This is a genomic window from Bacillus sp. FJAT-29937, from assembly GCF_001509555.1.
GTDB lineage: Bacteria > Bacillota > Bacilli > Bacillales > Cytobacillaceae > Cytobacillus.
On record NZ_LMAS01000003.1, the window covers coordinates 413,497 to 433,371 of the forward strand.

Sequence of the window (19,875 nt, forward strand, 5' to 3'; positions counted from 1 at the left end):
CGCATCTAAAGAGTGCTAACAGAGGTGATAATTGTGTTGACTGATCGCCAATTATTGATCTTTCAGGTTATTGTTGATGATTTTATTCAATCTGCGCAGCCAGTCGGTTCTAGAAGTTTGTCGAAAAAGGACAAAATCTCATTTAGTTCCGCGACTATTCGCAACGAAATGTCTGATTTAGAAGAGCTGGGGTTTATTGAAAAAACACATACCTCATCCGGAAGAATTCCTTCCGAAAAAGGGTATCGTTATTATGTGGATCATTTACTTTCTCCACAAAAGCTAAATCAGCAGGATATCCATAAGTTAAAATCTGTATTTGCCGAAAGAATTTTTGAACTTGAAAAGATTGTGCAGAGGTCAGCCAAAATATTATCGGAACTGACTAACTATACTTCAATTGTGTTAGGCCCAGCTGTTAAAGATAATAAATTAAAGAGAATCCAGATTATTCCTTTAAATAACCAGACAGCTATTGCGATCATCGTCACTGATTCTGGTCATGTCGAGAATCGCATGTTCCAGCTTCCTGAAACAATGGATTCTGGTAATCTTGAAAAGCTGGTCAATATTTTGAACGACCGTTTAGCTGGCGCCCCAATTGAAAGCTTGAATGAAAAGATTTATAAAGAAGTGGCTATTCTTCTAAGGCAGCATATTAGTAATTATGATTATATTCTGCATTCTATTGCAGAAACACTAAAGATCCCAGCTCACGAGAAGCTATTTTTTGGCGGGAAATCGAATATGCTTAGTCAGCCTGAATTTCATGATATTGAAAAAATAAAAAGTTTAATGGATATGATTGAACACGAAGATAGCATTTATGAGCTTATTCGAAAAAACAAGTCAGGAATTAATATCAAGATAGGCAAAGAAAATAATAATACAGCTATGGAAAATTGCAGTTTAATTTCAGCAACCTATTCAATGGGTGCTGAACAGCTTGGGACTATTGCTATATTAGGTCCTACAAGGATGGAATATTCCCGTGTCATTAGCCTTTTGGATTATATTAGCACAGACCTTTCGGCTGTGTTGACGAAGCTGTATCAAAGCGAATGACGTTGGAAATATTGACTAAGGGTGGGCACCTTTAAGGTTCAAAGCTCCCATCCCTTTCCTTGTGTTTATTTATCCGTACTTAAAGGGAGGTGAATAAATTGGCAGATGAAAAAAACATTTTAGAAGAAGAAACAATCCAAAATTCTGATCAAGCTGAAGAGACTGATATTCCTGAAACGGAAACTGCAGCCCATTCTGATGAAACAGAAGCAGTTAACGAACTTTCTGAAGAAGCTTCTTTAGAAGAACAACTTGTGAAAGCGCAGGAAACGACGTTAGAGCTAGAGGCCAAACTAGCTGATTTAGAAAACCGTTACTATCGTCTTCAAGCCGATTTTGATAATTCCAGACGAAGAGCAAGATTAGATCTTGAATCGTCTGAAAAATATAGAGCTCAAAAATTAATTTCCGATTTGCTGCCTGCTATCGATAATTTTGAAAGAGCGCTGCAAATGGAATCTGATAATGAACAAGTCAAATCTGTTCTTCAAGGAATGGAAATGGTTTATCGCAGCATGCTGGAGGCTCTGAAAAATGAAGGAGCAGAACAGATTGAAGCTGTTGGGAAGGAATTTGATCCTCAAATCCATCAAGCAGTTATGCAAGTGGAGGTGGAGGGCTTCGACTCAAATATTGTCGTTGAGGAATTCCAAAAAGGCTATATTTTAAAGGACAGAGTCATTCGTCCAGCTATGGTAAAAGTAAACTCATAAGTTACATATTTTCGGGAGGTAAGAAACATGAGCAAAATCATTGGAATCGATTTAGGTACTACAAACTCATGTGTTTCCGTTTTAGAAGGCGGAGAGGCAAAAGTTATTCCAAATCCAGAAGGTAACCGCACAACTCCTTCTGTCGTTTCTTTCAAAAATGGGGAGCGTCAAGTTGGGGAAGTAGCAAAACGTCAAGCGATTACAAATCCAAATACGATTATGTCTGTAAAGCGTCATATGGGAACAGATTTTAAGGTAGAGGCTGAAGGAAAACAATATACTCCTCAAGAAATTTCAGCTATTATTCTTCAACATTTAAAATCCTATGCTGAAGAGTATCTTGGTGAAAAAGTAACGAAAGCAGTAGTTACAGTTCCTGCCTATTTTAATGATGCTGAACGCCAAGCTACAAAGGATGCAGGAACAATCGCTGGTCTTGAAGTAGAGCGGATTATTAACGAGCCTACTGCTGCTGCATTAGCTTACGGTATGGACAAAACAGATGAAGATCAAACAATTCTTGTGTTTGACCTTGGCGGAGGTACGTTTGACGTTTCCATTCTTGAACTTGGAGACGGTGTATTTGATGTAAAAGCAACAGCTGGTGACAATCGTCTTGGCGGAGATGATTTTGACCAAGCAGTTATCGATTATTTAGTACAGGAATTCAAAAAAGAAAATGGCATTGACCTTTCAAAAGATAAAATGGCTACTCAGCGCTTAAAGGATGCCGCTGAAAAAGCGAAAAAGGATTTATCTGGAGTAACTTCCACTCAAATCTCTTTACCGTTCATTACAGCAGGGGAAGCAGGTCCTTTACACCTTGAAGTAACATTAACAAGAGCTAAATTTGATGAGCTTACAGCTGATTTAGTTGAACGTACTATGGGTCCTACTCGTCAAGCATTAAAAGATGCAGGCCTTTCACCTTCTGAAATTGATAAAATTATTCTTGTAGGTGGTTCAACTCGTATTCCTGCCGTACAAGAAGCGATCAAGAAAGAAACTGGCAAGGAGCCTCATAAAGGGGTTAATCCAGATGAAGTAGTAGCAATGGGTGCTGCGATTCAAGGTGGAGTTATTTCTGGTGATGTTAAGGATGTAGTTCTTTTAGACGTTACACCACTTTCACTGGGCATCGAAACGATGGGTGGCGTATTTACAAAGCTAATTGAACGTAATACAACAATCCCAACATCTAAATCACAAGTGTTCTCAACTGCTGCTGATAATCAGTCAGCTGTTGATATTCATGTTCTACAAGGTGAGCGCCCAATGTCAGCAGACAATAAAACATTAGGCCGCTTCCAACTAGGAGATATTCCTCCTGCACCAAGAGGAATTCCTCAAATCGAAGTGACTTTTGATATCGATAAAAACGGTATTGTAAATGTTCGTGCAAAAGATCTAGGCACAAATAAAGAACAAGCAATTACGATTAAGTCTTCAACTGGTTTATCTGATGAAGAAATCGATAAAATGGTAAGAGAAGCTGAAGAGAATGCGGAAGCAGACAAGAAGCGCAAGGAAGAAGTAGAGCTTCGCAATGAAGCAGATCAGCTTGTTTTCACTACAGAGAAAACAATGAAGGATCTTGAAGGTAAAGTAGATGAAGCTGAAGTTGCAAAAGCAAATGAAGCAAAAGATGCTTTAAAAGCTGCCATTGAAACGAATGATTTAGAAGAAATTAAAGCGAAGAAAGATGCTTTACAAGAAATCGTTCAAGCATTGACAATGAAGCTTTATGAAGAAGCTGCTAAACAAGCTCAAGGAGCGCAAGGTGCCGAAGGCCAAGATGGTAAAAGCAGCGATGACAATGTAGTTGACGCAGAATTCGAAGAGGTTAAGGACGATAAATAAGTCTCAAAATCCTTAAATGATGAAAAAGTCAAAGTCAGGTTCATTCTTGACTTTGACTTTTATTTTTGAATATACAATGTTAAAATAATCTTTATGTGAAAAGATTCGGGGAGTGGTAATCAATGAGTAAAAGGGATTACTATGAAGTCCTTGGAGTCGCTAAAGGGGCCTCCAAGGATGAATTAAAAAAAGCTTATCGAAAGCTATCCAAAAAATATCATCCAGATATTAATAAAGAACCAGATGCAGATGAGAAATTTAAAGAAGTAACAGAAGCATATGAAGTGTTAAGTGATGACCAAAAACGCGCTCATTACGACCAATTTGGCCACACTGACCCTAATCAGGGCTTTGGCGGCGGTGGTTTCGAAGGATTCGGCGGCTTTGAAGATATTTTTAGTACATTCTTCGGCGGGGGCGGATCACGCAGAAGGGATCCAAACGCGCCACGGCAAGGTGCGGATTTACAGTACACAATGACTTTATCGTTTGAGGACGCAGTTTTTGGCAAGGAAACGGAAATTGAAATTCCTCGTGAAGAAACTTGTGAAACTTGTAACGGATCAGGTGCAAAGCCAGGAACAAAGCCTGAAACATGTGGACATTGTCATGGTTCTGGACAAATTAATATGGAACAAAATACACCGTTTGGCAAAATTGTCAATCGCAGAGCATGCCACCATTGTCATGGTACTGGCAAACAGATTAAGCATAAATGTTCCACTTGCGGCGGGGATGGAAAAGTAAAAAAACGCAAAAAAATAGCAGTTAAAATTCCAGCAGGTATTGATGACGGGCAACAGCTCAGAGTATCTGGACAAGGAGAGCCTGGGGTAAACGGAGGCCCTTCTGGAGATTTATACGTTGTTTTCCATGTTCGCTCTCATGAATTCTTTGAGCGTGATGGTGATGATGTCTATTGTGAAATGCCAATCACCTTTGTTCAGGCTGCACTGGGGGATGAGGTTGAAGTACCGACCCTTTATGGAAAGATAAAATTAAAAGTCCCAGCAGGCACGCAAACGGGTACAAAGTTCCGTTTAAAGGAAAAAGGAATTCAAAATGTAAGAGGATATGGCAAAGGCGATCAGCATATTATCGTTCGCATCATAACCCCAACGAAGCTGTCAGAAAAACAGAAACAACTGTTGCATGAATTTGCAGAGATAAGTGGTCAAGTCCCTCAAGGAGAACAAGAGGAAAGCTTTTTTGATAAAGTAAAGCGTGCGTTTAAGGGCGATTAACTTTATTCAGCAGAAATCTCCACTTCTAAAAGTATGGGTAAATTGCAAAAAAGAATACTAGTTCTTTTAGGGTCGAAACTATTGCTGAATAAAGTTAAGCCTCCGGCGGATGCCTCAGATTTTTTAAAGGAAATTATCGGGCTCTGCCCGATAAAAATCTGGGCGCAAATCCGCTTGCGCGGATTTGATTAGGAAATGGAGTTGGAAACATTGAAATGGTCAGAGATCAGTATTCATACGACAAATGAGGCGGTAGAACCAATTTCAAATATTCTGCATGAAGCAGGAGCAAGCGGAGTTGTCATTGAAGATCCATTAGAGCTTAAAAAGGAAAGAAAAGATCAATTCGGTGAAATCTACCAGCTCAATCCATTAGACTATCCCGAGGAAGGGGTAATCGTCAAAGCTTATTTGCCTGTAAATAGTTTTCTTGCAGATACGATAGATAGAATTAAAGAAGAAATTAATAATCTCCTTTTATATAATATCGATATTGGCAAAAATGAAATTAGCATCAGTGAAGTGAATGAAGAGGAATGGGCAACAGCCTGGAAGAAATATTACCATCCAGTAAAGATTTCTGAAAGATTTACAATCGTTCCGAGCTGGGAAGAATACACCCCTGTTTCCAGTGATGAATTACTCATTGAGCTTGACCCAGGGATGGCATTTGGAACGGGTACGCATCCAACAACAGTTATGTGTATTCAAGCGTTAGAAAGAACTGTTAAAAAGGGAGACAACATTATCGATGTGGGTACTGGTTCAGGTGTATTAAGCATAGCAGCAGCCATGCTTGGTGCTGAAAAAGTTAAAGCCCTTGATCTCGATGAGGTTGCTGTGAACTCTGCCCGGGAAAATATTGAACTAAATAGAGTTCATGATATCGTCAATGTTGCACAAAATAATCTCCTTGATGGAATTACCGAAAAGGTAGACGTTGTAGTTGCAAATATTTTAGCTGAGGTGATCCTCAGATTTACTGATGATGTTGCTGCAATTGTGAAAAAGGATGGCTTCTTTATTGCATCTGGCATTATCCAACAGAAGAAACAAGAAGTGAAGGATGCCATGCTTACAGCGGGATTCCAAATCGAAGAAACGATTCAAATGGAAGATTGGGTTGCGATAATCGGCAGAAGAAATTAACACGGACGGTTCATTATCATTAAGAATTTAATTTAGAAAAGGGGGAGCCTTCCATATGTTCCCTCTTTTTATACGTTAATAATAGAAGAGGCAGAAAAGAGGGTGACCATTTTGCAGCGTTATTTTGTTAATCAATCTGCAAACGATAATTGTTACACTATTACAGATGATGATTATCACCACATTGTTCGCGTAATGAGAATGAAGGAAGGCGATCAGCTTATTTGTGTAGATCCCTTGAAAATAAGTGCTGTTTGCTCAATTGTAGAAATTACCGCTGAAAAAGTGATTGCAGAAGTTGTAGAATGGAAAGAAGGGTCCCCTGAATTGCCGATTAATATAACCATTGTGAGCGGATTGCCTAAAGGGGATAAGCTGGAATGGATTATCCAAAAGGGTACCGAACTTGGAGCCTATCGATTTATCCCTTTTATTTCAGCACGCTCAGTAGTAAAATGGGATGAGAAAAAGGGTGCGAAGAAAGTCGAACGGTGGCAGAAAATTGCCAAAGAAGCGGCTGAACAATCTCATCGAACCATTTTGCCTGAGGTCATAACTCCTCAAAATATGAAAGCTTTAATTAAATCAAGCGGGGAGTATGACTATAAGCTGATTGCTTTTGAAGAAGAAGCGAAGCTAGGAGAGAAATCTCAACTATATAAAACCTTGGCTAACATTCAACATGGCCAATCACTTATAATCGTATTTGGACCTGAGGGCGGATTAACTGAGCACGAAGTCTCTTTATTAAAAGAAAACGGTTTTCACGCTTGCGGGTTAGGTCCACGGATATTAAGAACAGAAACGGCACCGCTTTATGCATTATCAGCTGTTTCCTATCATTTTGAACTAATGGAGTGAGTATTATGCCTACAGTTGCATTTCATACACTTGGCTGTAAAGTGAATCATTATGAAACAGAGGCCATTTGGCAATTATTTAAAGAAACAGGGTATGAACGGGTCGATTACGAATCAATGTCCGATGTCTATGTCATTAATACTTGTACTGTTACGAATACTGGAGATAAGAAAAGCCGTCAGGTGATCCGCAGAGCGATTCGCAAAAACCCGGATGCGGTTATTTGTGTGACAGGCTGTTATGCTCAAACCTCTCCAGCAGAAATTATGGCAATCCCAGGCGTTGATATCGTAGTTGGAACCCAGGACCGCGTGAAAATGCTTGATTACATCGCACAATATAAAGAAGAACGCCAGCCGATTAACGGGGTAGGCAATATTATGAAAAGCCGCGTATACGAGGAGCTTGATGTGCCTGCTTTTACCGATCGTACACGTGCATCACTTAAAATACAAGAAGGCTGCAATAACTTCTGCACATTCTGCATCATTCCTTGGGCACGCGGATTAATGCGTTCAAGGGACCCGCAAGAAGTTATTCGCCAAGCACAGCAATTAGTGAATGCAGGCTATAAAGAAATCGTTCTGACAGGCATTCATACAGGCGGCTATGGCGAGGACATGAAAGATTATAACTTAGCCATGCTTCTTCGTGATTTAGAAGCACAAGTAAAGGGATTAAAGCGAATCAGAATCTCCTCTATTGAAGCAAGCCAAATTACAGACGAAGTGATTGAGGTTATCAATCAATCTAACATGATTGTAAGACATCTTCATATTCCGCTTCAGTCAGGGTCAAATACCGTTCTAAAGAGAATGCGCAGAAAATATACAATGGAGTTCTTCGGTGAGCGTCTAGACCGTTTAAAAGAAGCTCTTCCAGGCTTAGCCGTTACTTCTGATGTCATTGTTGGCTTCCCAGGTGAAACAGAAGAGGAATTCATGGAAACGTATAATTTTATTAAAGAACATAAATTCTCAGAACTGCATGTTTTCCCTTACTCGAAACGAACAGGAACACCTGCAGCCAGAATGGAAGATCAAATAGACGAAGAAGTAAAAAATGAACGGGTTCATCGTTTAATTTCTTTATCTGATCAGCTTGCAAAAGAATACGCATCCCAATTCGAGGGAGAGGTTCTTGAAGTCATTCCTGAAGAAGTATTCAAGGAACAGCAGGAAGGCCGACTATATGTCGGCTATACAGATAATTATCTTAAAGTTGTATTCCAAGCAACTGAAGAAATGATTGGACAAATTGTGAAAGTAAAAATCACTAAAGCCGGATACCCATACAATGAGGGACAATTTGTCCGAGTGTTAGATGAACTGGAAAATTGCGAGGAAGAAGCGGCAGTATAATAGACAAAAAAAGGAATTGCCAAGTTGGGTGATTCCTTTTTTTTTGGACAAAATACAACATATATGAGCAATAAATGAAAGTGTTTAACAAAACACTTGTTATAAACTCGATATTTTCAAATAAGCATGTTATTATGTGAGAGGTACGTACAACTCTAAAATACGGAAAGGAAGTTGTCGAATGGGGAATAATGTCGCAAAAATGATTGACCATACATTATTGAAAGCAGACGCAGCAAAGGAGCAAATAATAAAGCTTTGTACTGAGGCAAAGGAATATAATTTCGCTTCGGTTTGCGTAAATCCTGCTTGGGTGAAGCTATCAAGTGAATTATTGAACGGAACAGATGTAAAAGTCTGCACTGTAATTGGTTTCCCTTTAGGTGCTTCAACGCCTGAAACAAAGGAATTTGAAACGAAAAATGCGATTGAAAACGGTGCAACTGAAGTAGATATGGTAATTAATATTGGAGCATTAAAAGGCGGAGATCATGAATTAGTTGAAAGAGATATCCGTGCTGTTGTGAACGCAGCAAAAGGAAAAGCTTTAACAAAGGTGATTATTGAAACTTGCCTGCTTTCAGATGAAGAAAAGGTTAGAGCATGTGAATTGTCAGTTAAAGCTGGAGCAGACTATGTTAAAACGTCAACAGGCTTCTCTACTGGCGGAGCAACTGCTGAAGATATTGCTCTAATGAGAAAAACAGTCGGTCCAAACATCGGTGTTAAGGCTTCTGGCGGCGTTAGAAGTGCAGAGGATGCACAGAAGATGATTCAAGCAGGAGCAACAAGAATCGGAGCAAGTTCTGGAGCAGCAATTGTTAACGGATTAACGAGCGATTCAGACTACTAAAAAAAATGCCGGATCTCCGGCATTTTTTTCTTCTTAATGACGCCCATGAATTCTAATGATTAATTTCCCGAATTGCGCAGCGAATGGAAGTACCATTAATGATGTGATGACGTTAAAGATAACACCGATATGTGCAAGCTGGACATCTGGTGCCGAAGCTAATTGCAGACCGATGGAAGTCAGTAAGCTAATAAATGGATAAAAAATCATAACTCCGATGACATTTAGCCAAATATGAGCGTACGCGCAAAGCCTCGCCTCTTTCCCTCCCAATAATGATGCTAAAAAAGCATCGACACATGTTCCAATATTGGAACCAAGCATGATGGCTATTCCTGTGTCCAATCCGAAAGCTCCTCCAGATAGAAAACCCATAATGATTCCTGTAGTGGCAGTACTGGACTGAATGATGGCTGTAATAATAGTTCCCGCAAGTATACTTAGCAGGTAACTTCCTTTTAATTCATTTAATAATTGATTAACAAATTCAATCTGTCTTAATGGCCCTGCTAAATATTCGAATCCCCCCATTGCTGCAAAAACGGCGGATATGCCTAGTAAGATTAATCCAATACTCCTAATATTTCTTTTCCCGATTAATAATAATACAGCACCGAAAAGGGCAAAAGGAATAAGGAAAGATTCGATATCAAATGTAATTAATTCAGTCGTTAACGTTGTTCCAATATTCGTTCCTAGAATAATTCCAATCGACTGAGGAAATGAAAGCAGCCTTGCAGAAATGAGTCCGATCGTAATAATCATAACAGCTGAACTGCTCTGCAATATACAAGTTATTCCTATGCCCGCTAATAAACCTTTCCAAGGAGTGGCTGTTAATTTAGTTAGTACATTTTTTAAAGAATTCCCAGATAAATTATATAGACCTGATCGCAGCAAGGTCATTCCGTAAATAAAAAGCCCAATGAATAAAATAAATAAAAAAGCTTGCTTCAAGCTCCCACCCCCCATCTCTATATGTATGGCAACTGGGCTTAGGACATGCCTTTTTCTTCTTTTTTACAACGGCAGTTTCCGGAAAATTGGGCTTCACAACTAGTTCTTTGAAGGTTTATGTCGAAAATAGCAGGAAAATTTATAGCATGTCCATTGGAACAATGCTGCTACCCGATTTCATTGAGAAAAACACTTCTCAGGGGGCTTTTAACAGTTGACCTTGATTCAAGGTTATATTATAATTGCAAAGTACATGGAAAAATCCATGTTGGTGTAAGTGTGTTGTGCTCGGAGGGAGGGAAAGAGAATGTCTAAAACCGTCGTTCGTAAAAACGAATCGCTTGAAGATGCTCTTCGTCGCTTTAAACGTACTGTATCTAAGTCTGGTACTATACAAGAAGCAAGAAAGCGCGAATTCTACGAAAAGCCTAGTATTAAACGTAAGAAAAAGTCTGAGGCTGCAAGAAAACGTAAGTATTAAGAGAGGGTGTCCATTATGAGTCTTCTCGAACGTTTAAATGAGGATATGAAACAAGCGATGAGGAACAAAGAAAAAGATAAGCTTACTGTCATTCGGATGATTAAAGCCTCCTTGCAGAATGAAGCAATTAAGCATGGACAAGACTTATCCGAAGATCAAGAGCTTACTGTCCTTTCTCGCGAAGTTAAGCAACGCAAGGATTCCCTCCATGAATTTGAAAAAGCAGGTCGTGAAGATCTTGTTGAAAAAATTCATACTGAACTTCAGTATGTCGAACTATATATGCCTAAACAGCTCTCTGAAGATGAGGTTTCAAAGATCGTACAAGAAACGGTTGCTGAAATAGGTGCAAAATCTAAAGCTGAGATGGGTAAGGTAATGGCTGCCATTATGCCGAAAGTAAAAGGCAAAGCAGATGGAGCACTTGTAAATAAACTTGTACAACAACACCTTTCATAAAAAACAAAACCTTTGTATAAAAGACCGTGAGCATTCGCTTTCGGTCTTTTTTAATAGTCTGTAATGCGAAAAAATATTCATGAAAAAATCAGCTAAGTATGAAACCTTTTTTAGTTGAATACGTAAAAGAACTAGATGCATTGTTTGGAGGGAGGGGAAAGCTTTGAGATTTAGAAGGATATTCATCATTTTTTCATTCCTTTTTGCTTTTATCCTAATGATTATCCCATTTAAAGGTAATGCTGATAATGAAATTGTCTATGTCGTTCCCATTCAAGATACAGTAGAAAAAGGTCTGTTCGCTTATTTAAACAGAGCTGTTCATTTAGCTGAGGAAGACAAGGCATCTGCGATCATTTTTGATATGGATACTCCTGGGGGAGCAGTGGATGCTGCTGGGAAAATTGGGAAGTTATTAACATCAACAGATGTGAAGACGATTTCATTTGTGAACAAACAGGCTTTATCTGCAGGTGCATACATTGCGCTAAATACAGATGAAATCTATATGGTGCCAGGTTCTACAATGGGGTCTGCTGCCATTATTGATCAACAGGGAAATACCGCCGGGAAGAAGGCTGAATCCTATTGGTTTGCAGCAATGGAGGAGGCTGCAAAGCAGAGTAATAGAAACCCGATTTATGCATTAGCAATGGCAGATGAATCTATCAATCTTCCCGAAGTTGGGGCTCCTAAAGGACAGTTACTCACTCTAGGTGCTGAAAAGGCATTGGAAGTTAAATATTCAGAGGGGACTTTCCATAATTTAAATGAACTTCTTGATCATCTTGGTCTTTCTGATGCAGAGGTCAAAACAGTAGAAGAAAGCTTTGCAGAAAAGATAGCGAGATTTATTACCCATCCTGTAGTCATACCGATATTATTATCAATCGGAAGCTTGGGACTAATCGTAGAATTGTATTCCCCCGGCTTCGGGCTTCCTGGATTTATGGGATTGTCCGCATTATTATTGTTTTTCTATGGACATTTAGTTGCAGGGCTTGCCGGATATGAAACACTGATCCTCTTTGTTGTAGGCATTGGGCTGATCATCGCAGAGTTCTTTCTCCCAGGCGGAGTTGCAGGTATTCTCGGCCTGGCAGCGATTCTTGGAAGTCTATTTTTAGCTTCGGATAATGTCGTTCATATGGGGATTTCTTTATTAATTGCTTTCAGTATATCTATTTTAGCGTCTATTATAATGGTAAAGGTGCTTGGTAAAAAAATGAAATTCTTCAAAAAAATCATCTTAACTGATGCAACAAAAACAGAAGAGGGATATGTTTCCAATAAAAGCCGATTAGAGCTAATTGGGTTAGAGGGCTACGCACTGACAGCACTTCGGCCATCAGGTACTGTCGTGATTGAAGATGAAAGAATCGATGTCGTCAGTGAAGGCGCGTTTATTCTAAAAGATGCGAGAGTCAGAGTTGTAAAAGCCGAGGGATCTCGTATCGTAGTAAGAGAAATAATAGATCAAAATAAGAAAGAAAAAGAGGAGGAATAATTATGGAATTGATCGGAGCTGGTACAGCTTTTTTGATAGTAGCCGTTGTTCTTGCGATTATTCTATTAGGAGTTCTTTTTACATTTGTTCCAGTCATGCTATGGATTTCAGCTTTGGCAGCTGGAGTCAGAGTCAGTATCTTTACATTAGTTGGGATGAGGCTCCGCAGAGTTATTCCGAGCAGGGTCATCAATCCATTAATTAAAGCTCATAAAGCAGGGTTAGATGTAACAACAAACCAGCTGGAAAGCCATTATTTAGCGGGTGGAAATGTCGATCGTGTTGTGAATGCACTAATTGCCGCACATCGAGCAAATATTGAATTGCAGTTTGCGCGTAGTGCAGCAATTGATCTAGCTGGACGTGACGTGCTTGAAGCTGTACAAATGAGTGTTAACCCTAATGTCATTGAAACACCTTTCATCGCAGGTGTTGCTATGGATGGAATTGAAGTAAAGGCGAAAGCGAGAATTACCGTTAGAGCGAATATTGATCGTCTTGTCGGGGGTGCAGGTGAAGAAACAATTGTTGCCCGTGTTGGTGAGGGGATTGTATCAACTATTGGTTCATCTGAAAATCATAAGAAAGTTCTTGAAAACCCAGATATGATTTCTAGAACAGTTCTAGCGAAAGGTTTGGATTCTGGTACAGCCTTTGAAATCCTGTCGATTGATATTGCTGATGTTGATATCGGTAAAAACATCGGTGCCCATTTACAAACGGAGCAAGCGGAAGCAGATAAAAAGATAGCCCAAGCTAAAGCAGAAGAACGCCGTGCAATGGCTGTCGCTTCAGAGCAGGAGATGAAGGCAAAGGTTGAAGAAATGAAAGCGAAGGTTGTTGAAGCTGAAGCGCAGGTCCCACTTGCCATGGCAGAAGCGCTTCGTTCAGGAAATATCGGTGTTATGGATTATATGAATATCAAGAATATCTCTGCTGATACGGATATGAGGGATTCCATTGGACGAATTAATGATGATCACAAAGACGGCGGTCAAAAGTAAATAATGGCTCACTTTAATAAATAGAAGGGGGGGTTCCCTCTTGGAATTTATTTTCGAAAACCCAATTTTTATTATCGTAATCATTGGCTATATTATTTCCTTTTTCATGAAAAAGAAAGGAAATCAGCAGCAGCAGCGAAAAGGCAGCGGGCAGCAAGTAAAGCCATCGCCAGCCGAAGTGTTTAAACAAATGCAGGAGCGTTTTCCTCAGTTGGACCAAAGATCCATTGAAGAACAGCAAAGGCAGCAGGCTGAAGAAGTACGACAGCTTGAAATTGAAGCTTTAGAAAGGCAGAGACTTGCCGAAGAACAGATAAATGCCTTAAAGGAACAGCAGGAAATGGCTAAGAAACAAGCGGATCTTATAAAGACTGTATCCAAAGCTCCGGTACCTATACAAGGTGCAGCACAGAAAGAAATGAGGCAGACCTTATCTCCCAGCAAAAAACAGCTAATTGATGGGATTATTTGGTCTGAAATTATCGGACCTCCAAGGGCATTAAAGGCTCATAAGTCAGTAAAAAACCTTAAATAATTCACAGGTGAAAAATATGTGCTAGAACCCCCTTTCATTTCATACATATGAGATGAAGGGGGGTTCTTTTTTTATGGCAAGAAAGTGGGGACAATTCGTCCGAAAATGGATGACAAATAACATGGAGCTTCCTCAAGATGTCATGATGGATTTACCCCGCATTACGATGATCGGACAAATCCATATTTATATTGAGAACCACCGTGGATTGCTTGCTTTTTCAGATAAAGAATTAAGGCTACTCCTTAAGCAGGGTCAGCTGTTAATAAGAGGGAAAGCCTTTGTTATAAAAACGATTCTGCCGGAGGAAATTTTGCTGGAAGGGAAAATTGATCAGGTCACATATATAAATGATTAATTAGGGGTGTCCTTACAGAAGGACGATAGTCTTCTGTAGGGACTCATGATGAAGGGGTATTTTGAATTGCAAAATATTGGATGATAAAGAGAAATCAGGGGGAAGGCAATGAAAAATCTGTGGGTCGAATTTTTTGGAGGGATTGTAACAGTTAAGACGAAGGGGAAAGGAATTGAACGTTTTATAAATACCCTTACACGAAGCGGAATTCTTGTATGGCATGTAAAAAGGCATGGCACTGAAGCAGTTACCTTTAAAATGAAACTGAATGATGTGAAGCAATTAAGACATATCGTTCGGAACAGTGATTGCAAAATCGAATTCTTACAGCGGACAGGCTTTCCATTTATCTTTAAGCGGATGTTGAAAAACATTGGATTTGTGATTGGCGCCCCAGTGTTTTTATTAGTCATTATCCTATTATCCAATATGGTTTGGGGAATAGAGATAAACGGTGCAGACCCTGCGACTGAATACAAAATTCGAAAAGAGTTGGATGATCTTGGAGTAAAGCGCGGGAAAGTGCAGTTTTTCTTAGCGAATGTTGAAGCCATTCAAAGGAAACTGACCGATAATATTGCGGAAATTACTTGGGTTGGTGTGGAATTAAAAGGGACAACCTACCACCTTCAGGTTGTTGAAAAAAATGAACCGAAGAAACCTGAATATTTAAGTCCAAGACATTTAGTTGCAAAAAAGAAGGCAATTATTGTTGACATGTTTGTTGAGGAAGGTCAACCAAAAGTAAGTGTAAATGATCATGTCAATCCTGGTCAGCTCCTTGTTTCAGGAATTATTGGAGAGGATGGGCAAAAAACCGCGACCGTTCCGGCAAAAGGAGAAATCTTTGGTGAAACATGGTACACAACAACAGCTACCATTCCATTAAAAAACACGTTGCAAGTATTAAACGGAAATGAAAAACAAAAGCATTTTCTGAAACTTGGAAAATATGAAATCCCAATATGGGGATTTGGAAAAGTGGAGTACAAAGAATCCAAAATAGAGGAAAATGAAAAGAAAATCCACTTTTTAAAATGGGCACTCCCAATATCCTATTTATATAAAACAATAAGGGAAAGCGAACAGGTCATCCAAATATATTCAAATGAAGAAGCATTTGAAGCTGCAAAAATTAGTGCGCGAAATGATATAAAATCTCTTCTTTCTGAAAATGCTAAAATTAAAGGGGAAAAAGTTTTACACAAGTCAGTAGAGAATGGTAAAGTAACTATATCAATACATTTCCAAATTATTGAGAATATAGCAGAAGCACAACCAATTATTCAAGGAGATACGGAATGACTGAAGACTTGAAGACAATGAATGTACAGCTTGAAAATCCGAATGAAGCAATGAGCTTGATTGGGAATTCAGATGCAAACATAAAAATGATTGAGCAAGAATTGTCTGTATCCATTGTTACACGCGGAGAAAATATTTTTGTTTCCGGTGAAATGGAACAGGTTGAAATGGTTGGAAAATTACTATCTGAATTACTGAAGGTTATTAGAAAAGGAATCAATATTAGCCAGCGGGATGTCATGTATGGAATCCAAATGGCGAAAAAAGGCACCCTGGATTATTTTAGCGATTTATATGATGAAGAAATTATTAGGAATGCCAAGGGGAAGTCTATTCGCGTAAAGACGATTGGTCAGAGTCAATACATTCGATCCATTCGCACACGCGATCTTGTTTTTGGAATAGGGCCAGCTGGAACAGGAAAAACCTATTTAGCGGTCGTTATGGCCGTAAACGCATTGAAAAGTGGTCAAGTTAAGAAAATAATCTTGACGCGTCCTGCTGTTGAGGCGGGAGAAAGCCTTGGTTTTCTTCCTGGTGACTTAAAAGAGAAAGTGGATCCTTACCTAAGGCCTTTATATGATGCTTTGCATGATGTATTAGGGGCTGAACATACTGAAAGGCTAATCGAAAGAGGAACGATTGAAATAGCCCCTTTAGCTTATATGAGAGGCCGAACGCTTGATGATGCTTTTGTCATTCTCGATGAAGCACAAAATACAACCCATGCTCAGATGAAAATGTTTTTAACCCGGCTTGGATTTGGCTCTAAGATGGTGATCACTGGTGATAAAACACAGGTGGATCTTCCAAAAGGCGCAAAATCAGGATTAATTCTTGGCGAAGAAATTCTAAAAGGTGTGAAGGGAATCGCGTTTGTACATCTTGAAGAAAGCGATGTAGTTCGTCATCCTCTAGTAGCAAAAATCATTCATGCATATGGCCAGCACGAGAATTAAAACCGTCGGAAATACCGAACGGTTTTCTTTTGCTGTTTTCGCTCGTTAAGAATCATGACTTTTTCAGAAGTTTTTGAAGAAGGATGAAACTTGTTTAAAAAACTGTTATCATTTTACATAATAAACGAATAGCAGAAACACTTATCTGGTCAGTTTCATGACCCAAGATAGGAGGGATTGAATGTGGAAAAACTGCAGCAATACTTTATGAAAATTAGAAATTTATTAGAATTTACATTTTTTAGAGTTCTTCTATTTGTTTTTCTTGGGATTGTGATGTTCCTTGCTATGTACAGCAATGTTAAACCAGAAAAATTAGACCTAGGACTGTTTTCGGTTGCTGAGCAAACAATCAGATCTCCTATCACGATTGAAGATAAAGTTTTAACGGAAAAAAGGAAAAAAGAAGCAGCAGATCATGTGCAGGACGTTTATGTCGTAAAGAAGGAAATTGCCCAAAATCGTGTAGACTTAATTACATCGATATTTGATTCTGCTACTGAGGTTAATGATGAGATACAAGATGATTTAGAAAAGAAACAAAGAGCAGCCGAAAGCTCGGATGAAGGCGAAACAATCGTTTTTCCTGAACCAGCCCCTTCAGATAAATTATTGTTGATGAAACAGAAGCTGACAGAAGATGTAACGAAGGAAATTTCTGATCCGACCCTCCTCGCTTTATTACAGGCATCCAGAAGCGAGCTTACGATTGCAAAAGACGTGACAGTAACAGCGATTAATAATGTAATGAGCAAAAGAATTCCTGCAGACGGAGTTGAAAATGCAAAAAAACGTTTAGAGGAGGAGTTAAAGTTTACAAGCTTAAACTCTAGCCTTAAAACGGGAGCGGTTGAATTAGGAAGATATGCAGTTTACCAGAATGAATTTTATGATCCTTCTGCAACGGACGAGATGCGTCAACAGGCAGTGGAAAGTGTTGAACCAGTAAAAATTCTTCAAGGACAAATTATTGTTGAGGAGCAGCATTTAATCAGCAGAGATATTTATAGGCAGCTAGAGCTAATCGGTTTGCTGGACAGCAACCATTCTATAAAGCCTTTTGTTGGCCTTGGGCTATTTACCATCATTATTCTTGCAACTCTATATTATTATGTTAATGAATTAAAGCTTCACTCGGAGCTTAAGCAAAGCTATCTATTGTTATTTAGCTTAATATTTGCCCTATCCATTCTAATGATGAAGGGAATCAGCTTTTTTCCTGACTTTAAGTATTCGGAAATCAGCTATATTTTTCCGGCTGCCATGGGCCCAATATTAATCCGAAACTTAATTGATGAACGAATGGCTGTATTATTTACAATTTTTATGGGCATTTGCGGAACGATCATTTTTAATGAAGGAATAACAGGGGCCTTTCACGTTACCTCTGGAATATATATTATCTGCAGCGGGCTAGCAGGGATCATATTTTTAACAAAACAAAAAAATAGAACGCGAATTTTACAAGCCGGTATGTGTGTAGCTGGTGTAAATGTGGTTGTGATTTTTTCCCTTATCTTTCTTAGAAATGGGCAGTATGATGGGCTGGAATATGGCTTTTATTTGATCATCGGGGCGCTGTCAGGAATTTTGTCTTCCGTGCTAGCCATTGGCTTGCTTCCTTTTTTTGAGGCTGGATTTGGCATTCTTTCCACAATCAGATTAATTGAGCTGACAAGCCCGAATCACCCTCTTCTTAGAAAAATCTTAACTGAGGCACCTGGCACCTATCATCACAGTGTTATGGTAGCAAACCTGTCTGAATCGGCCTGTGAAGCCATTGGGGCAAATGGCCTTCTTGCACGGGTGGGCTGTTATTATCATGATATAGGCAAAACAAAAAGGCCGCAGTTCTTTATTGAAAACCAAATGAATATTGAAAATCCGCATGATCGGCTGCCTCCGCAAACAAGTAAAAACATTATCATTGCGCATGCAACTGATGGAGCGGAAATGCTTAGAAAACATAAAATGCCTAAGGAAATTGTAGATATTGCTGAACAGCATCATGGGACAACACTCTTGAAGTTTTTCTACCATAAAGCAGGTCAAAATGGGCTAGAGGTTAGGGAGGAAGATTATCGGTATCCAGGACCGAAAGCTCAAACAAAAGAGGCTGCTATTATTGGGATTGCAGATAGTGTGGAAGCAGCGGTCCGTTCAATGTCTAATCCTACCCCTGAGCAAATAGAAGGACTCGTAAGAAATATTATTGCGGACCGTCTACAGGATGGGCAGCTTAATGAATGTGATTTAACGTTAAAAGAGCTGGAAACAGTAGCTAACTCTATTTGTGAAACATTAAACGGAATTTTTCACTCTAGAATTGAGTATCCAGAAATGACAAAGCAGAAGGTGAAACAAGCATGAGTTTAAATATCGACTTTTTAGATGAAACGAATGAGCTTACTGAGGAACAAACCTCCTATATTGAAGAACTGCTCAATTTTGCAGCAAAGTTAGAAAAAATTGAAGAAGAAAGTGAAGTATCGCTTACTTTTGTAAGCAATGAAAAGATTAGGGAAATTAATAAAGAATATCGAAATAAAGACAGCGTAACAGACGTTATTTCTTTTGCGATGGAGGAAATGGGGGAAGGGGAGATGGAGCTCGTAGGTCTTGATATGCCGAGAGTGTTGGGAGATATTATTATTTCCGTTTCAAGGGCATATGAGCAGGCTGAGGAATACGGGCATTCCTTTATGCGTGAAATCGGTTTTTTGGCTGTTCACGGGTTCCTTCATTTACTCGGGTATGACCATGAAACACCGGAAGATGAAAAAGAAATGTTTTCGCGGCAAAAGGATATATTAGATGAATTCGGCCTCCAAAGATAAATGGAATCAGTTGTTGCATTCATTTGGATACGCCATGTCCGGTATTAGAACGGCTTTTAAACAGGAAAATAATTTAAAAATCCATCTATTTGTTTCTGTTATTGTCATCTTAATGGGATTAGTGCTTTCCATTTCTAATATGGAGTGGCTTATCATTCTCCTGGCTATTGGAGGCATGATTTCATTAGAAATGATCAATTCCGCGATTGAAAGAGCAGTGGATCTTGTGACAATTGACTTTCATCCGCTTGCAAAGGCAGCAAAGGACATGGCAGCTGGAGCAGTATTGATTTTTGCTGTCATCTCAGTCATTATTGGATTAATTATTTTTCTTCCGAAAATAGCTTTACTTATTTAAAACTGTCCT

Annotated in this window: 20 protein-coding genes; 19 read left to right on the top strand and 1 reads right to left on the bottom strand. The window is 39.1% G+C overall.

The window, feature by feature from the left end; genetic code table 11:
* The first annotated feature begins 33 nt into the window (after positions 1 to 33).
* The 8 genes from hrcA to deoC all read left to right on the top strand — a co-directional run bounded on the left by hrcA (position 34) and on the right by deoC (position 9,106).
* Positions 34 to 1,065, top strand: coding sequence for a heat-inducible transcriptional repressor HrcA (hrcA, locus tag AR328_RS08290; protein ID WP_066293269.1), 1,032 nt, complete (start codon positions 34 to 36; stop codon positions 1,063 to 1,065).
* 98 nt (positions 1,066 to 1,163) lie between these two features.
* Positions 1,164 to 1,778, top strand: coding sequence for a nucleotide exchange factor GrpE (gene grpE, locus AR328_RS08295; RefSeq protein WP_066293272.1), 615 nt, complete (start codon positions 1,164 to 1,166; stop codon positions 1,776 to 1,778).
* 27 nt (positions 1,779 to 1,805) lie between these two features.
* Positions 1,806 to 3,638 carry a molecular chaperone DnaK gene (gene dnaK / locus AR328_RS08300; RefSeq protein WP_066293275.1) on the top strand — a complete coding sequence of 611 codons (1,833 nt, stop codon included), beginning with the start codon at positions 1,806 to 1,808 and terminating at the stop codon, positions 3,636 to 3,638.
* 122 nt (positions 3,639 to 3,760) lie between these two features.
* Positions 3,761 to 4,882, top strand: a complete 1,122-nt coding sequence (gene dnaJ, locus AR328_RS08305; protein WP_066293277.1) for a molecular chaperone DnaJ — start codon at positions 3,761 to 3,763, stop codon at positions 4,880 to 4,882.
* 210 nt (positions 4,883 to 5,092) lie between these two features.
* On the top strand, positions 5,093 to 6,031 hold the full coding sequence (prmA, locus tag AR328_RS08310) for a 50S ribosomal protein L11 methyltransferase (RefSeq protein ID WP_066293279.1): 939 nt from the start codon (positions 5,093 to 5,095) through the stop codon (positions 6,029 to 6,031).
* A 111-nt stretch (positions 6,032 to 6,142) separates the two neighbouring features.
* Positions 6,143 to 6,892: a 16S rRNA (uracil(1498)-N(3))-methyltransferase gene (locus AR328_RS08315; RefSeq protein WP_066293284.1), complete on the top strand. Its 750-nt coding sequence runs from the start codon at positions 6,143 to 6,145 to the stop codon at positions 6,890 to 6,892.
* A 5-nt stretch (positions 6,893 to 6,897) separates the two neighbouring features.
* Positions 6,898 to 8,253: a tRNA (N(6)-L-threonylcarbamoyladenosine(37)-C(2))-methylthiotransferase MtaB gene (gene mtaB / locus AR328_RS08320; protein WP_066293290.1), complete on the top strand. Its 1,356-nt coding sequence runs from the start codon at positions 6,898 to 6,900 to the stop codon at positions 8,251 to 8,253.
* Between the two features lie 181 nt (positions 8,254 to 8,434).
* On the top strand, positions 8,435 to 9,106 hold the full coding sequence (deoC, locus tag AR328_RS08325; protein WP_066293295.1) for a deoxyribose-phosphate aldolase: 672 nt from the start codon (positions 8,435 to 8,437) through the stop codon (positions 9,104 to 9,106).
* 33 nt (positions 9,107 to 9,139) lie between these two features.
* On the opposite strand, the gene AR328_RS08330 is transcribed toward deoC, so the two are convergent.
* Positions 9,140 to 10,063: a Na/Pi symporter gene (locus tag AR328_RS08330; protein WP_066293301.1), complete on the bottom strand. Its 924-nt coding sequence runs from the start codon at positions 10,061 to 10,063 to the stop codon at positions 9,140 to 9,142.
* 307 nt (positions 10,064 to 10,370) lie between these two features.
* Here AR328_RS08330 and rpsU point away from each other — a divergent pair, with 307 nt between their 5' ends.
* The 11 genes from rpsU (at position 10,371) to AR328_RS08385 (ending at position 19,866) form a co-directional block, all read left to right on the top strand.
* Entirely contained in the window at positions 10,371 to 10,544 is a 174-nt protein-coding gene (gene rpsU / locus AR328_RS08335) for a 30S ribosomal protein S21 (protein WP_066293305.1), read from the top strand.
* A 15-nt stretch (positions 10,545 to 10,559) separates the two neighbouring features.
* Positions 10,560 to 11,003, top strand: a complete 444-nt coding sequence (locus AR328_RS08340) for a GatB/YqeY domain-containing protein (protein ID WP_066293309.1) — start codon at positions 10,560 to 10,562, stop codon at positions 11,001 to 11,003.
* 217 nt (positions 11,004 to 11,220) lie between these two features.
* Entirely contained in the window at positions 11,221 to 12,510 is a 1,290-nt protein-coding gene (locus tag AR328_RS08345; RefSeq protein ID WP_066294639.1) for an NfeD family protein, read from the top strand.
* A 2-nt stretch (positions 12,511 to 12,512) separates the two neighbouring features.
* The gene (floA, locus tag AR328_RS08350) at positions 12,513 to 13,514 is read left to right on the top strand and encodes a flotillin-like protein FloA (RefSeq protein ID WP_197414432.1); all 1,002 of its coding nucleotides are present in this window, start codon (positions 12,513 to 12,515) and stop codon (positions 13,512 to 13,514) included.
* Positions 13,515 to 13,554: 40 nt separating this feature from the next.
* The gene (locus AR328_RS08355; protein ID WP_066293312.1) at positions 13,555 to 14,049 is read left to right on the top strand and encodes a hypothetical protein; all 495 of its coding nucleotides are present in this window, start codon (positions 13,555 to 13,557) and stop codon (positions 14,047 to 14,049) included.
* Positions 14,050 to 14,122: 73 nt separating this feature from the next.
* Positions 14,123 to 14,407: a sporulation protein YqfC gene (gene yqfC / locus AR328_RS08360; protein WP_066293320.1), complete on the top strand. Its 285-nt coding sequence runs from the start codon at positions 14,123 to 14,125 to the stop codon at positions 14,405 to 14,407.
* Positions 14,408 to 14,515: 108 nt separating this feature from the next.
* The gene (yqfD, locus tag AR328_RS08365; RefSeq protein ID WP_066293323.1) at positions 14,516 to 15,712 is read left to right on the top strand and encodes a sporulation protein YqfD; all 1,197 of its coding nucleotides are present in this window, start codon (positions 14,516 to 14,518) and stop codon (positions 15,710 to 15,712) included.
* Complete coding sequence (locus AR328_RS08370) at positions 15,709 to 16,671, top strand: PhoH family protein (protein ID WP_066293329.1); 963 nt, start codon at positions 15,709 to 15,711, stop codon at positions 16,669 to 16,671. The genes yqfD and AR328_RS08370 overlap by 4 nt, the downstream gene beginning before the upstream one ends.
* A 183-nt stretch (positions 16,672 to 16,854) precedes the next feature.
* The gene (locus tag AR328_RS08375) at positions 16,855 to 19,041 is read left to right on the top strand and encodes an HD family phosphohydrolase (protein WP_066293335.1); all 2,187 of its coding nucleotides are present in this window, start codon (positions 16,855 to 16,857) and stop codon (positions 19,039 to 19,041) included.
* Positions 19,038 to 19,508 (top strand): rRNA maturation RNase YbeY, encoded by a 471-nt coding sequence (ybeY, locus tag AR328_RS08380; RefSeq protein WP_066293337.1) that lies wholly within the window; start codon positions 19,038 to 19,040, stop codon positions 19,506 to 19,508. The genes AR328_RS08375 and ybeY overlap by 4 nt, the downstream gene beginning before the upstream one ends.
* Complete coding sequence (locus AR328_RS08385; RefSeq protein ID WP_066293340.1) at positions 19,486 to 19,866, top strand: diacylglycerol kinase family protein; 381 nt, start codon at positions 19,486 to 19,488, stop codon at positions 19,864 to 19,866. The genes ybeY and AR328_RS08385 overlap by 23 nt, the downstream gene beginning before the upstream one ends.
* Positions 19,867 to 19,875 lie beyond the last annotated feature (9 nt).

Excerpts from the sequence above, each read along its gene's own strand:
- dnaK (WP_066293275.1), top strand. The coding sequence starts at position 1,806 with ATGAGCAAAATCATTGGAATCGATTTAGGTACTACAAACTCATGTGTT.
- dnaJ (WP_066293277.1), top strand. The coding sequence starts at position 3,761 with ATGAGTAAAAGGGATTACTATGAAGTCCTTGGAGTCGCTAAAGGGGCC.
- mtaB (WP_066293290.1), top strand. The coding sequence starts at position 6,898 with ATGCCTACAGTTGCATTTCATACACTTGGCTGTAAAGTGAATCATTAT.
- deoC (WP_066293295.1), top strand. The coding sequence starts at position 8,435 with ATGGGGAATAATGTCGCAAAAATGATTGACCATACATTATTGAAAGCA.
- rpsU (WP_066293305.1), top strand. The coding sequence starts at position 10,371 with ATGTCTAAAACCGTCGTTCGTAAAAACGAATCGCTTGAAGATGCTCTT.
- AR328_RS08340 (WP_066293309.1), top strand. The coding sequence starts at position 10,560 with ATGAGTCTTCTCGAACGTTTAAATGAGGATATGAAACAAGCGATGAGG.
- AR328_RS08345 (WP_066294639.1), top strand. The coding sequence starts at position 11,221 with ATGATTATCCCATTTAAAGGTAATGCTGATAATGAAATTGTCTATGTC.
- floA (WP_197414432.1), top strand. The coding sequence starts at position 12,513 with ATGGAATTGATCGGAGCTGGTACAGCTTTTTTGATAGTAGCCGTTGTT.
- yqfC (WP_066293320.1), top strand. The coding sequence starts at position 14,123 with ATGGCAAGAAAGTGGGGACAATTCGTCCGAAAATGGATGACAAATAAC.
- yqfD (WP_066293323.1), top strand. The coding sequence starts at position 14,516 with ATGAAAAATCTGTGGGTCGAATTTTTTGGAGGGATTGTAACAGTTAAG.
- AR328_RS08370 (WP_066293329.1), top strand. The coding sequence starts at position 15,709 with ATGACTGAAGACTTGAAGACAATGAATGTACAGCTTGAAAATCCGAAT.
- ybeY (WP_066293337.1), top strand. The coding sequence starts at position 19,038 with ATGAGTTTAAATATCGACTTTTTAGATGAAACGAATGAGCTTACTGAG.
- AR328_RS08385 (WP_066293340.1), top strand. The coding sequence starts at position 19,486 with ATGAATTCGGCCTCCAAAGATAAATGGAATCAGTTGTTGCATTCATTT.